At 67.7% G+C, this 13249-nt stretch carries 11 protein-coding genes; 7 read left to right on the top strand and 4 right to left on the bottom strand.

The features are described 5' to 3' along the window. Window positions 1-25: 25 nt before the first annotated feature. From AWC24_RS12710 to AWC24_RS12695, 3 genes are all read right to left on the bottom strand, one after another. A complete protein-coding gene (locus AWC24_RS12710) occupies window positions 26-2242 on the bottom strand; it encodes a hypothetical protein (RefSeq protein ID WP_234807356.1) in 2217 nt (738 codons plus the stop codon). Between the two features lie 952 nt (window positions 2243-3194). After that, window positions 3195-5075, bottom strand: a complete 1881-nt coding sequence (locus tag AWC24_RS12700) for a fatty acyl-AMP ligase (protein ID WP_234807355.1) — start codon at window positions 5073-5075, stop codon at window positions 3195-3197. A 70-nt stretch (window positions 5076-5145) separates the two neighbouring features. Then, window positions 5146-6342 carry a cysteine desulfurase-like protein gene (locus AWC24_RS12695; protein WP_085085397.1) on the bottom strand — a complete coding sequence of 399 codons (1197 nt, stop codon included), beginning with the start codon at window positions 6340-6342 and terminating at the stop codon, window positions 5146-5148. A 111-nt stretch (window positions 6343-6453) separates the two neighbouring features. Between AWC24_RS12695 and AWC24_RS12690 the strand changes: the two genes are divergently transcribed. The 7 genes from AWC24_RS12690 to AWC24_RS12660 are packed head-to-tail and all read left to right on the top strand — an operon-like array spanning window position 6454 to window position 12103. Further along, a complete protein-coding gene (locus AWC24_RS12690; RefSeq protein ID WP_085085396.1) occupies window positions 6454-8400 on the top strand; it encodes a DUF6541 family protein in 1947 nt (648 codons plus the stop codon). Further along, window positions 8376-8951 carry a bacterial proteasome activator family protein gene (locus AWC24_RS12685; RefSeq protein WP_085085395.1) on the top strand — a complete coding sequence of 192 codons (576 nt, stop codon included), beginning with the start codon at window positions 8376-8378 and terminating at the stop codon, window positions 8949-8951. The genes AWC24_RS12690 and AWC24_RS12685 overlap by 25 nt, the downstream gene beginning before the upstream one ends. A gap of 6 nt (window positions 8952-8957) precedes the next feature. Beyond that, window positions 8958-9767, top strand: coding sequence for a galactan export ABC transporter ATP-binding subunit Wzt/RfbE (wzt, locus tag AWC24_RS12680; RefSeq protein WP_085085394.1), 810 nt, complete (start codon window positions 8958-8960; stop codon window positions 9765-9767). Beyond that, window positions 9764-10681 (top strand): galactofuranosyltransferase GlfT1, encoded by a 918-nt coding sequence (gene glfT1 / locus AWC24_RS12675; protein ID WP_085085393.1) that lies wholly within the window; start codon window positions 9764-9766, stop codon window positions 10679-10681. Before wzt ends, glfT1 begins: the two co-directional genes overlap by 4 nt. Then, on the top strand, window positions 10678-11508 hold the full coding sequence (gene wzm, locus AWC24_RS12670) for a galactan export ABC transporter permease subunit Wzm/RfbD (protein ID WP_085085392.1): 831 nt from the start codon (window positions 10678-10680) through the stop codon (window positions 11506-11508). Before glfT1 ends, wzm begins: the two co-directional genes overlap by 4 nt. Before the next feature lie 30 nt (window positions 11509-11538). Continuing rightward, window positions 11539-11769, top strand: a complete 231-nt coding sequence (locus AWC24_RS12665) for a ribbon-helix-helix domain-containing protein (protein WP_085085391.1) — start codon at window positions 11539-11541, stop codon at window positions 11767-11769. Beyond that, a complete protein-coding gene (locus AWC24_RS12660) occupies window positions 11756-12103 on the top strand; it encodes a type II toxin-antitoxin system PemK/MazF family toxin (protein ID WP_085085390.1) in 348 nt (115 codons plus the stop codon). The genes AWC24_RS12665 and AWC24_RS12660 overlap by 14 nt, the downstream gene beginning before the upstream one ends. A 29-nt stretch (window positions 12104-12132) precedes the next feature. Here AWC24_RS12660 and AWC24_RS12655 read toward each other — a convergent pair whose 3' ends face one another. After that, window positions 12133-13239, bottom strand: a complete 1107-nt coding sequence (locus tag AWC24_RS12655) for a mandelate racemase/muconate lactonizing enzyme family protein (protein WP_085085389.1) — start codon at window positions 13237-13239, stop codon at window positions 12133-12135. Between the last annotated feature and the right edge of the window lie 10 nt (window positions 13240-13249).

The raw sequence follows: 13249 nt of genomic DNA, 5'->3' as shown, positions 1-13249 counted from the left end.
GGAAGTTCCAGAGTCTTGTTGTCGCTTAAGCACCGAGGATCTCCGCAATCTGGTCCCCTAGGCCGTCGAGCCAGTAGGACATCGAGCCGAAGAACTCGCCGATCTGCGCATTGATGAGGGTGACGTCACCCAGGCCGATCGACGCGAGCAGTTCGTCGACGGTCTGAGCCCCGAAGTCGCCGAGCAGCGAGCTCACCGTCGAATCGCCGAACATCGAGTCGATCAGCTCGTTGAGGGTCTGAGACCCCAGGCCGGCATCGAAGAGCGCGTCACCGATGGTCATGCTGCCCAAGAACTGGTCGAACAGGTCGCCCAGCGACTGCCCGCCGAGGCCGAATTCGTTGAGCATCTCGTTGAGGCTCTGCGGACCCAGCGCCTGGCTGATGATGTCGTCGAGGTGCATGCTGCCCAGGCCGCCGTCGTCAAGCGCGTTGGCCACGGTCTGGTCACCGAGGAACTGGTTGAGAAGTTCGCTGATGTGCTGGTTGCCGATGCCCGCCTCGTCGAGCATGTCGGCGATGGTCTGGTCAGCCGGAACCAGCTGGTTGATCAGCTCGGTGAGGGTGGCGGCGCCCATCGGACCGAGCAGCTCGGACAGTGGCTGGTCGGGCATTCCCGCCAGCACCAGCTCAAGCAGGGTCTGGTCGGCCATGCCGGAGTCGGCGAGCATCTGACCCAGGCTCATCGAGAAGTTCTCTTGGATCATGTCGGCCAACGTGGCGTTGCCCATGTCGCCGAGCATCGAAATGAGGGGATCGTTCAACTGGTCGCCCATGACGGAGGCGATGGTCATGCTCGACAGGGAATCGGTCAGCAGGGCGTCACCACCCTTGTCCAGCGGGGTCATGCCGGTGGCGGCGAGCATGTCGTTGATCGTGAGAACGCCGGTGTAGGGCTCCAGGTTGCCGACGATGTCGCCCACCGACATGTTGGTGATGCCCATCAGGTCGGTGATGTCCCCGACCGTGACCGTGCCGAAGCCCGCGAACCCCATGATCTCGGCAACCGTTACGTTGCCCGATTCGCCAAGCACGGCGATGGCCAACTGGGCCATGTCGGCGTCGGCGAGGCCGGCCTGACTCAGCAGGTCCATGATGGTCTGGTTGCCCAGGCCCAGTCCCTCGAGCAGCGAGCCGAAGAACTCGTGGGTGCTCTGCTCACCGATGCCGATGGCGTCGAGCAGACCCGCTGTCGTGGTGCCGCCCAGGCCGAGCGCGTCGACCGCGGTGTGCAGCAGGCCGTTCAGCGTCAGGTCGTCGGCGCCGAGGTCGCCGAGCAACTCGTTGACGGTCGGGTCACCGATGCCCAGCGCGTTGAACACGCTCATGCCGAGGTCGGCCAGCTTGAGGTCGGCCACACCGACGCTGTCGGCGATGTCGACGACCGTCGGGTTGTCGAATCCCAGCGCGTGGGTCAAGTCGATCACGAGGTCAGCGACCTGCACGTCGCCGATGCCGAACTGGTCCATGAGCTCGGCGATCGTCGGATTGCCGATGCCCACCGCGTCGAGGAGGGTCGTCAACACGCCGGCGACCTCGAGGTCAGCCAAACCGAGCGAGTCGAGCACGTCGATGGGGGTTTGATCACCCATGCCCAGGCTGTCCAACAGGCCGGTCAACATGCCGGCGACCGGCATGGTGCCGATCCCGATCTGGTCGAGCAGGCCGGCGATGGTCTCATCACCGATGTTCAGCTCGTCGACCAGATCACCCGCGGTCATGTCGATGACCAGGTTCTGGCCGGCGACCAGGATCCCGTTGAAGGCGGGGGCGTCGATACCGAGCGCGCCAATGGTGCTGGTGCCGTTGAGGAAGGCGTCGAGCAACCGTGCCGGCGCGGTGAAGATCGCCGCGAACGGGTCGAGCGGGTCGCTCGGGTTGAAGATCTGGTTGAGGACGTCCTGCCAGGCGTCGTTGACCGTGACCAGCGGGCCGATGATGCCCATCCCGATGGTCAGGATCGGCGACAGCAGGACCATGATCGGGTCGTCGCCGCTGATCGACGGCATGATGCTGGTCAGGAAGTCGAACACCTCGGGCAGCCGCGACAGCGAGCTGGGGTCGCTGAAGATCTGCTCGAGCAGGTTGCCCCAGCCGTTGTCGGTCCCCATCGCCACCAGGTTGGTGGCGGTGTTCTCGAAGAGGTCGGTCCACGGCCCGAAGAAGTCCGCGGTCAGTTGCACGGGATGGTGCACGACGCTGTCGAGCTGCCGCGGCTCGGGAGCCGGCCGCATCGCAGCCATCGGAACCGCCGTGTTAACCGCGATTAGGGCGGCACCCGCAATGGCGACGCCGGGGGTGACGTACGGGCGTAGCGCCAGCTGCATCATGCTCTCCTACAGGAACTGATCATGGACGTTGCTGAACTTTACATGAGTTTTTGGGTTTGTCGACGCGGAAGTTTTCTAATGAAAATCATCCGAAAAACGCCCCGCATCGCACGTATCGCGATACATCGTCCGTCGGTGGGGACGTCTGTACGCCTGAGGTGACGATACATCCGACCAGCCGAAAATGTTGTTCTAAGGTTTTGTTAATGCCGATTCGGAGATGCGCCGGGCCGCTGAGGCGGCGTCCAGGGATTGGGCGCAGCGAACCTGAGGCCGGCGCAGCAGCAGGCCCGCCGTTACGGCGAGGACAAAGTCGGTTCCCGGCCTCCCCGGCCGGTGAGGGCCGTCACTGCAGCCGCCCAACCTCGAACAGGTCACCGTCCCGCAGATGACCGAATGGGTTGCGCCGGATATCAACCCGGATGACACCGCGGCACATCGAAGACACGTCCAGGTCGACCAAAGTCCACAAAGGTGTCATGGCCTGCCGCCGGCCCCTCTGGCGCAACAGGGCAGTCGTCCGTCGGCTCCCAGCAACCCGCCTCGCGTGCGAGCCGACCAGGCGGCTGAGATCCAGGCAGCGGATTCCAGTGTCGCGCAGGGCTATTGGGAGCGGCCGCACAGGACCGCACGCACCGTCAAAGCGGCGACAGCCGACATCGGTGAAGGCCGCTCCTGCTTGCGCGCCCGTCATCTCGAATTCCGCTGCACCGGAGAGCTTTTCGTGACCGGCAGCTGGAGCGCCCGGCCACCATCTGCGACGCCGCCCGCTACACAACCGCATCGAGGACACCGTCGCGAACATCGACGACGTTGTCACGACAGCAACCTCAGGGCGTCGTCGCGGCCCCGGCAGGACCGACCGTCAGGAGCGGCCCGGCTGGTCCGGGCTCCCCACCCGCTGCCCCAAATTGTTCGCGACGAGCCGGCCCAGACCGGCCATCAGCGCACCCTTGAGCCCCGGAGCCTGCTTCTCCGGCTTGGGCTCGGCCCACTCCGCCACCGCCACCAGCTCACCGGCAACGTACTGATCGCGGCACGCGCCGCGCTGAATCTTGCCGCTGGTGGTGGTCGGGATCCGCATCGGCTTGAGCAACACCACGGCCTGCGCGTCGATCCCGTGGTGGGCGCGGATCGCGGCCCGGATCGATTCGATCAGGCCGTTCAGGTCGACCCCGGCCGCCTGGTGATGGTGGATCTCCTGCACCACCACCAGGTACTCCGGGGCGTAGCGCTCCGTCGGCAACTGGAACACCGCACCGCGGCCGGGCATCAGCGCCGGGTGGCAGGCCTGCACCGTCAACTCGATGTCGTTGGGGTAGTGGCTGTAGCCACCGATCGTCATCAGGTCCTTGCACCGCCCGGTGACATAGAGCTCACCGTCGCGGAAGAATCCCAAGTCGCCGCTGCGCAGGTAGGGGCCCTCCCCGGTGTCGGCCAGGCGCGCGTCGAACGCGTACTCGGTCTCCTCGGGGCGTCCCCAGTAGCCCACCCCGACGCTGGGCCCGGCCACCCAGATCTCGCCTACCTCTTCGGCACCGCGGCGCAATCGGGTCTCGGGGTCGACGATCAGCACTTCCTGCGTCTCGGGTGTGACGCCGCAGCCCACCAAAGGCAGCGCCCCGGCGGCATCGTCGGGCACCTCCACCACCCGATCCTCACCGAGCGAGGTCCGGTCGAAGTGCCGGACCACCGGCACCGGCGAATCGGACATCCCGGTCACGCCCAGGGTCGCCTCGGCCAGACCGTAGGCCGGAATGAAGGCCTCAGACCGGAAACCTGCCGGCGCGAATGTCTCGGTGAAGGATCGCAACGTCTCGGAGCTGATCGGCCCGGCACCGACCACCGCGATCGACAGGCTCGACAGATCCAGCGCGGCGCGCTGTTCAGGGGTGCTGCGTTTGACGCAGGCCTCGTAGGCGAAGTTGGGTGCGGCCGTGATCGTGGCCTGGAAGCGCGAGATCGCCTGCAGCCACCGAATGGGGCGCATCAGGAACGCGCTCGGCGACATCAACACCGTGGTGCGGCCACCGTAGATGGTGCCGAGGATGCCCCCGACGAATCCCATGTCGTGGTACTGCGGCAGCCAGGACACCCCGCTGATCGGACTGTTGAGCACCGGAGCGTCGGCCGGAGGGTTGAGCGCCCCACGCATGATCTCGAGGTTGCTCAGGTAGTTGCGATGGGTCAGCACGCAACCCTTGGGCACCCCGGTGGAGCCCGACGTGTACTGGATCATGGCGAGACTGTCGGCGCCGATGCCCTGCAGTTCCCAGTCCGGACCGTCGTCCTCGATCTCGTCCATGGCCAGCCAACTCAGCTTCGGCCCGGCGCTGAGGCCATCGACTGCGGCCTTCATCTTGGCCTGCGTCTTGGCCGTGGCCAGGGCGAAACGCGCATCCGCCTCGGGGACGACGGTCTCGATCCGGCGGATCGGCCAGTGCTCGTCGACCGGGACCGCGACGGCACCGGCGTAGAAACAGCCGAACAACCCGGCAACGCTGTCCACTCCCGGCCGGCAGAGCACCAGCACCCGCTCGCCGGCGGCACCCTGGCGCTGCAGGTCCACCGCGATGGAACGGGCCCGGCTGTCCAGTTCCCGATAGGTGACCCTGGCTTCTTCAGCGTCGCCATCCGGGCAGAAGATGAACGCGGGCGTGTCCTGCAACCGCGCAGCTTGCTGCTGCATCAGGTCGACCAGGGTGTCCAGCGCCAATGGGGCCAGGGACGTCGTCGGTTCTGCCATGCTCTGCCTTCGGAAGTACTCGGGGTGTCGGCCCACAGCGTAGCGGGGCGAAGCGGAACCGGACCCGAGGTCAGCCCAACGATGCCAGCGCACGCACCAGCTGATCGACCTCGGAGGCCGTCGAGTAGTGACTCAGCCCCACGGTGACCGCTCCGCCGATGTCGTTGACCCCGATCGAGTCCAGCACCCGCGACCCGGCGTTGGCGATCGCCAGCACGCCGTTGTCAGCCAACCGCTGCACCACCCGCTCGGCGGGCACGTTGCGCACCGCGAAACTGACCACCGGAATCCGGACATCGGGCTGGCCGATCATCATCACCAGCGGCAGCGATCGCAGCGAGCCGACCAGATAGTCGAACAGCCGGTTCAGGTAGGCACCGGCCGACTGCATCGAGACCGCCAGCCGCTCGGGCCGGCTGCCCCGGGCGGACTCGTCGAGGGAGGCCAGGTATTCGACACTGGCCACCAGGCCCGCCAGCAGCCCGAACTGATGCAATCCGACCTCCAGGCGCGCCGCGCCCGCGGCATGCGGGTTCAACGACACCGACCCGAAGGTGTCAATCAGCGCCGGGTCCCGAAAGACCAGCGCACCCACCGGCGGTCCGCCCCAACCCGCCGCGTTGAGTGCCACCACGTCGGCCTCGACGTCGTTGATGTCGATCAGCTGGTACGGCGCTGCCGCGCAGTGGTCGACGACGGCCACCCCGCCCACGTCGTGGATCAGCTTGGTGACCGGCCGTAGGTCGGTGACGGCGCCCAGCACCCCGGACGCCGAGGTGACGGCCACCAGCCGGGTCGACGGGGTGATCAGATTCTCCCACTGCCAACTCGGCAGCTCACCGGTCTCGATGTCCACCTCGGCCCATTTGAGCTTGGCGCCGTAGCGGTTGGCGGCCCGAACCCAGGGCGCGATGTTGGCCTCGTCATCGAGTCGGGTGACCACGGTCTCGTAGCCCAGACTCACCCGCGACGACGCGGCGTCCGCCAGTGCGCTCAGCAGCACCGCGCGATCCGGTCCCAGCACCACCCCGGCGGGATCGGCGCCCACCAGGTCGGCGACGGCCTGGCGCGCGGCGACCAGCACCGCGGCACTTCGTCGCGCAGCCGGGTGCGGACCCCGCGACGTGGCCAGCGATCCCCGGAATGCGGTCGACACCGTGGTCGCCACCGAGTCCGGGATCAACATGCCCGCGGGCGCGTCGAGGTGCACCCATCCGTCACCGAGCGTCGGGTGCAGTCCACGCACCCGGGCGACGTCATAGGCCATGTCAGCCACCTTAAAACTTCTCACAAGATCGGGTGATAGATGAAGCATCGGATTACGGGATAGCTCCCCCGCCGCGCTGAGCCGTGTCACCTTGGCAGACATACTAGTGCAGTGCTTCTGGTGTTCGGAATGGTTGCCGCACTACTGCTGCTGGTCCTGCCGGGAGCGCTCATCGCCGCTGGCGCGAGGCTGACCTGGCCGCTGGCGGTGACCGCCGGCCCGGCACTGACCTACGGGGTGGTGGGCCTGGCCATCGTGCCGTTCGGCGCACTGGGCATCCCCTGGAACGCGGGCACCGCACTGGCCGCTCTGGTGGTGGTGGGCGCGTTGCTGGCCGGCCTGGCCCGCGGCGTCCGGGGGTTGCTGGACCGCCGGCCCGGCATTCATGTGGCCGCACCGGGAGCCGCCCTCGGTCCGACGCTCACGGTGGCCGCCGGGGTGTTGCTGGGCATGCTGCTGATCGGCTGGGCGGCGGTGCGGGGCCTGTCGGATTGGCAGAGCGTCCCCAGCACCTGGGATGCGGTCTGGCACGCCAACACGGTCCGTTTCATTCTCGACACCGGACAGGCCTCGCCCACCCACATGGGCGAACTGCGCAACGTCGAGACCCACACCCAGCTCTATTACCCGTCGGCGTTCCACGCGCTGACCGCGGTGCTGTGCCAACTGACCGGCGCGGCACCCACCACCGGTTACACGCTGGCCGGCCTGGCCGCCTCGGTGTGGCTGTTCCCGATCAGCGCCGCGCTGCTCACCTGGAATCTATTGCAGCGAGTGTTGAGCACCCGCCGGCTTGCGCTTTCGGCGGCCACCGCCGGCGCGTTGTCGGCCTCGTTCACCGCGCTGCCCTACGTCGAGTTCGGCACCGCGGCCATGCCCAACCTGGTGGCTTACGGGCTGGTGGTGCCGGCTTTCGCGCTGGTCACCGGGGTTCGCACGCACCGCGATCGGATCGGCGTGGCGGTGCTGGCGCTGATCGGGGTGTTCTCGGTGCACCTGACCGGCGGCGTGGTGACGGTGTTGCTGCTGGCCGCCTGGTGGCTCGGTCCCGGCGACGGGGCGCTGTGGAATCCGTTGCGGGGCAAGCGACGCGACACCCTCGCGCTGGCCGCTGTCCTGGTGCCGACCGGGCTGCTGCTGTTGCCGCAACTGCTGAGCGTGCGCGAGCAGGCCGACATCATCGCGGGGCATTCCTTCCTGACCCATGAGGGCCGCAAGTCCGGGCTGCGCGACGCGCTGTTGCTGTACACCCGCCACCTCAACGACTTCCCGATTCAGTACGCGCTGGTGGGTCTGACCGCGGTCGGGGCGGGGCTGCTGCTCTATAAGAAGGTGTGGTGGCCGCTGGCGCTGTGGGCGGTGCTGGTGGTGGGGGTGGTGCAGTCCTCGGCTCCGCTGGGCGGCCCGGCCGGCGCCGTGCTCGGGCGCTTCACCGATCTGTTCTACAGCGACCCGCGCCGGATCATGGCGGCGATGACGCTGCTGCTGATCCCGGTGGCCGGCGCCGGGCTGGCGTGGCTCGTCATGCTCGTTGCGCGGGGCCGCTTTCAGGGCGTGCTGACCGGGGTGCTGCTGGCCGGGACTGTGTCGGCCGGGCTGGCCTGGCACTATCTGCCGCGACACGCGTTTCTGTTCGGCGACAAGTACGACTCGGTCATGGTCGATGCCCGCGACCTGGAGGCGTTCGCGCATTTGGCGGAATTGCCCGGGGCTCGCGACACCGTGATCGGCAACGCCAACGTCGACGGCAGCGCCTGGATGTATGCGGTCGCCGACCTGCACCCGCTGTGGACGCACTACGACTACCCCCAACAGCAGGGCCCCGGCCCACACCGGTTCATCTTCTGGGCCTACGCCGACGATGCCGACACCGACCCGCGGGTGGCGGCGGCCGTGCGCGCCCTGAACATCCGCTACGTGCTGATCAGCAGCCCGACGGTGCGCGGATTCGCGCTGCCCGACGGACTAGTCTCACTGGAGAAATCGCGGTCGTGGGCCAAGATCTACGACAATGGCGGGGCCAGCATCTATGAATGGCAGGGAGGCGAGGGGCGTTGAGCACCGGTAGTAGCAGCGCGGACGGCTCAGACGGCATTGAGATCATCAGCGGTGGCGACCCGCGGCTGCTGTCGGCCGGCGGTGCGCCCGCCGAGGACGCCGACGACGACGGGCCGTCGCTGACCGACCTGATCGAGCAGCCCGCCAAGGTGATGCGGATCGGCACCATGATCAAACAGTTGCTCGAGGAAGTCCGCTCGGCTCCGCTGGATGAGGCCAGCCGGGTCCGGTTGCGTGAGGTCCACGCGGCTTCTATTCGTGAACTCGAAGACGGCCTGGCCCCCGAGCTGCGCGAGGAGCTGGACCGGCTGACGCTGCCGCTGCGCGAGGACGCCACCCCGTCTGACGCCGAGCTGCGGATCGCCCAGGCCCAGCTGGTGGGCTGGCTGGAGGGGCTGTTCCACGGCATCCAGACCGCACTGTTCGCCCAGCAGATGGCCGCCCGCGCGCAGCTGGAGCAGATGCGCCACGGCGCGCTGCCGGCCGGACCCACCGCCGGCGGTCCCGGACACAGCGGACACGGCCACACCGGCTCCGGTCAATACCTGTAGCGCACCTTGTCTGCCACCGATCCTCATATCGAGACCAGCGACGCCTGGGTGGAATTCCCCATCTTCGACGCCAAATCGCGGTCGTTGAAGAAGGCGTTCCTGGGCAAGGCCGGCGGGGCGATCGGGCGTAACAACTCCAATGTGGTGGTGGTCGAGGCGTTGCGCGACATCACCATGTCACTGTCGCTGGGGGATCGCGTGGGCTTGGTCGGGCACAACGGCGCCGGCAAATCCACTCTGCTGCGGCTACTTTCGGGTATCTATGAACCCACCCGGGGCTCGGCGACCGTGGTCGGCCGGGTGGCGCCGGTGTTCGACCTGGGTGTGGGCATGGACCCGGAGATCTCCGGCTACGAGAACATCATCATCCGCGGCCTGTTCTTGGGCCAGACCCGCAAGCAGATGGCCGCGAAGGTCGACGAGATCGCCGAATTCACCGAGTTAGGCGACTATCTGGCGATGCCGCTGCGTACTTACTCCACCGGCATGCGGGTGCGACTGGCGATGGGCGTGGTTACCAGCATCGACCCGGAGATCCTGCTGCTCGATGAGGGCATCGGCGCGGTCGACGCCGAATTCTTGAAGAAGGCCCAGACCCGGCTGCAGAAGCTGGTCGAACGCTCCGGAATCCTGGTGTTCGCCAGCCATTCCAACGAGTTTCTGGCCCGGCTGTGCAAGACCGCGATGTGGATCGACCACGGCACCATCAAGATGACCGGCGGAATCGAGGAAGTGGTCGGCGCCTATGAGGGCCCCGACGCCGCCCGGCACGTGCGTGAGGTGCTGGCCGAAACGCGGGCCGGGGACACGGCGTGACCGAAACCGTCTACGCCGTCGTCGTCACCCACCGGCGCGTCGAGCAACTGACCGAATCGCTCAAAGCGCTGGTGACCCAGACCCGGGCGCCGGACCACCTGATCGTCGTCGACAACGACTTCGGCACGGGCGACACCGCGGTGCGCGACCTGGTGGCCGGACAGCCGGTGCCGACCACGTACCTCGGATCGCGGCGAAATCTCGGCGGCGCAGGCGGTTTCGCCCTGGGAATACTGCACGCCCTGGCGGCCGGCGCGGACTGGGTGTGGCTGGCCGACGACGACGGCCGGCCGGCCGATTCCGGTGTGCTCGCCGCGCTGCTCGACTGTGCGGCCAAGCACGGCCTAGCGGAGGTGTCGCCGATGGTGTGCAACATCGATGACCCGTCCCGGCTGGCGTTTCCGCTGCGGCGCGGGCTGGTGTGGCGACGCGAGGTCAGCGAATTGCGCAGTGGCGGTGGCGATCTGCTGCCCGGGATCGCCTCGCTGTTCAACGGGGCGTTGTTCACCGCCGATGCGCTGGATGCGGTGGGGGTGCCCGACCTGCGGTTGTTCATGCGCGGCGACGAGGTGGAGGTACACCGCCGGCTGGTCCGTTCGGGCCTGGCGTTCGGGACGTGTCTGACCGCGGCTTACCTGCACCCGTGCGGGTCGGCGGAGTTCAAGCCGATTCTCGGCGGCCGGATGCACACCCAGTACCCGGACAACGCGGCGAAACGCTATTTCACCTACCGCAACCGCGGCTACCTGATGTCGCAGCCCGGCATGCGCCGGCTGCTGGTTCAGGAGTGGCTGCGGTTCGGCTGGTTCTTCCTGGTGTCGCGCCGCTGGGACATGGCAGGTCTGGTCGAATGGCTCCGGCTGCGCCGGCTGGGGCGCCGGGAGCAGTTCGCCAAACCCGAGGGGCAGCAATGAGCTTCACCGATATCGCCGCGCAGTCCAAGACGTTCGCGCGGGCCCGGGCCGATCTCGCGGACGGCTTCCGTCGCCACGAATTGTGGCTGCACCTGGGGTGGCAGGACATCAAGCAGCGCTACCGGCGCAGTGTGCTGGGCCCGTTCTGGATCACCATCGGCACCGCCACCACCGCGGTGGCGATGGGTGGGTTGTACTCCAAGTTGTTTCACCTCGACCTGGCGGTGCATCTGCCGTACGTGACGCTGGGGCTGATCGTGTGGAACCTGCTCAACGCCGCCATCCTGGAGGGCGCCGATGTGTTCGTCGCCAACGAGGGATTGATAAAGCAGCTGCCGACGCCGTTGAGCGTGCACGTCTACCGGCTGGTGTGGCGGCAGATGATCCTGTTCGCCCACAACATCGTCATCTATATCCCGATCGCACTGATCTTCCCGAAACCCTGGTCGTGGGCGGATCTTTCGGTAATCCCGGCGCTGCTGGTGATCGCGCTGAACTGCGTGTGGGTGTCGCTGTGCTTCGGCATCCTGGCCACCCGCTACCGCGACATCTCCCCGCTGCTGTTCAGCGTGGTGCAGCTGCTGTTCCTGATGACGCCGATCATCTGGAACTACGACACGCTGCGGGCCCAGGGCGCGTCGCGCTGGATGACGGTGATCGAGTTCAACCCGCTGATGCACTACCTCGAAATCGTGCGGGCACCGTTGCTGGGGGCGGCCCAACCGTTGCGGCACTGGGCGATCGTGCTGGCGCTGACGGCGCTCGGCTGGGCGGTGGCCGCGCTGGTGCTGCGCCAGTTCCGGGCGCGGGTGGCGTACTGGGTGTAGCGGGCGGTCATACCTGAGTAGCATCGTGGTATGAAGTTGAGTATCAGCCTTTCCGCCGAGGATGTCGAGGCACTGGACGCCTACGCGCAACGCACGGGTTTGCCGTCCCGTTCGGCGGCCGTCCAGCATGCGATTCGGATGCTGCGCCACCCCACCCTTGAAGACGACTACGCCGACGCTTGGGCGCAGTGGTCGGCCGACGGTGAGGATCAGGTTTGGGACCGGGCCACCGACGACGGGGCCGTCAATGCGCCGCGGTGACATCTGGCAGGTCGACTTCGACCCGGCCCGGGGGAGCGAAGCGAACAAGTACCGCCCGGCCGTCGTCGTCAGCAACGACCGGGCCAATGCAACGGCCGGCCGACTCGGTCGCGGCGTGGTGACCGTCGTCCCGGTGACCAGCAACACCGCCACTGTCTACCCGTTCCAGGTGCTGCTGCCGGCCACCTCCACCGGCCTGGCCGTCGATTCGAAAGCACAAGCCGAACAGATCAGGTCGGTTGCCGTCGAACGACTGCAACGGCGAATCGGCCGCCTCCCGGCGATCGAACTCACCCAACTCGACGAGGCGCTGCGACTGCACCTCGACTTGTGATAGCTGCGGCCAGCGTAATCAGCTGCTACTCACACCCCGAACCGGTAGGCACTGATGACGTCGGGATCCGGATCGAGGCCCAGCCCGGACCCGTCCGGCACGGTGACCCTGCCCTCCGTCGGCGCCAGCGCGGCGCCGTAGACCGAGGCCTCCAGGTCGAACCAGCGCCACTCGATCATCGCGTCGGCGCCGCCCAGCGCGGCGGTCACCTGGATCGCGGCCAGCAACCCGGGCCCGTCGTAGAAGGAATGCGTCATCACCGCCACATCGCGGGCTTCGGCGAGCGCAAAGACCTTGCGTAGCTCGGTGATTCCGCCCACCTTGGCGGGGCTAGGCTGCACGAAGTCCACCGCACCGGCATCCAGGAGCCGCTCGAATTCCATTGTGGTGCCTATGTTCTCACCGGAGGCAATCGGTAGAGCGGTGCTGCGGCGCAGTTCGGCCAGCCCGTCGAAGTTCTCCGGCGGCCACAGCGGCTCTTCCAGGAACAACATGTCCACCGCGTGCAGATCGGGAGCGACGGCGCGGGCTTGGTCAAGCGTCCAAGCACAGCCGGCATCGACGATCAGCGCTATGACCGGCCCGGCCTCGTCGCGGGCCGCCCGGATCGCCGGCAGCTGGGATTCGTGCAGCTTGATCGCGGTGAACCCGTCATCGACGACGCGGCGCACCGCAGCGCGGACCCGCTGCGGCTCGGTGTAGCAGGCCAGGCTGGCGTAGCAGGGCATGGCCCGGCCGTCGCCGCCGAGCATCGTCGAGATCGGCAGCCCGGCGCGCTTGCCGGCGATGTCCCACAGCGCGATGTCGACCGCGGACAGCGCATAGCTGACCGGCCCGCCTCGGCCGAACACGTGCAGCTTGCGCTGCACATGATCCATCAGCGCCGCGATGTCGGCGGCGTCGCGGCCCAGGCACAACGGAGCGACGAGTTCGTCGAGCGCGCGGGCCGCCAGCGCGGTGCCGTAGAGCCCGAACGCCTCACCCCAGCCGATGATGCCGTCGTCGGTGGTGACTTTGACCAGCAGCGAGTCCGCGGCCGTCAGCTCCTCGCCCCACAGCGCGGCGCCGCGCAGGTCCGGTTTGAGTGGGATGCGCAGCGGGATGGCCTCGATGGCGGTGATCGGCGAGCCGGACATCTGTTCAGCC

Origin of the sequence: Mycolicibacter senuensis, from assembly GCF_002101885.1 — a bacterium.
GTDB lineage: Bacteria > Actinomycetota > Actinomycetes > Mycobacteriales > Mycobacteriaceae > Mycobacterium > Mycobacterium senuense.
Note: the sequence above shows the minus strand (reverse complement) of the source record. Positions and strands in the feature narration are given on the sequence as shown.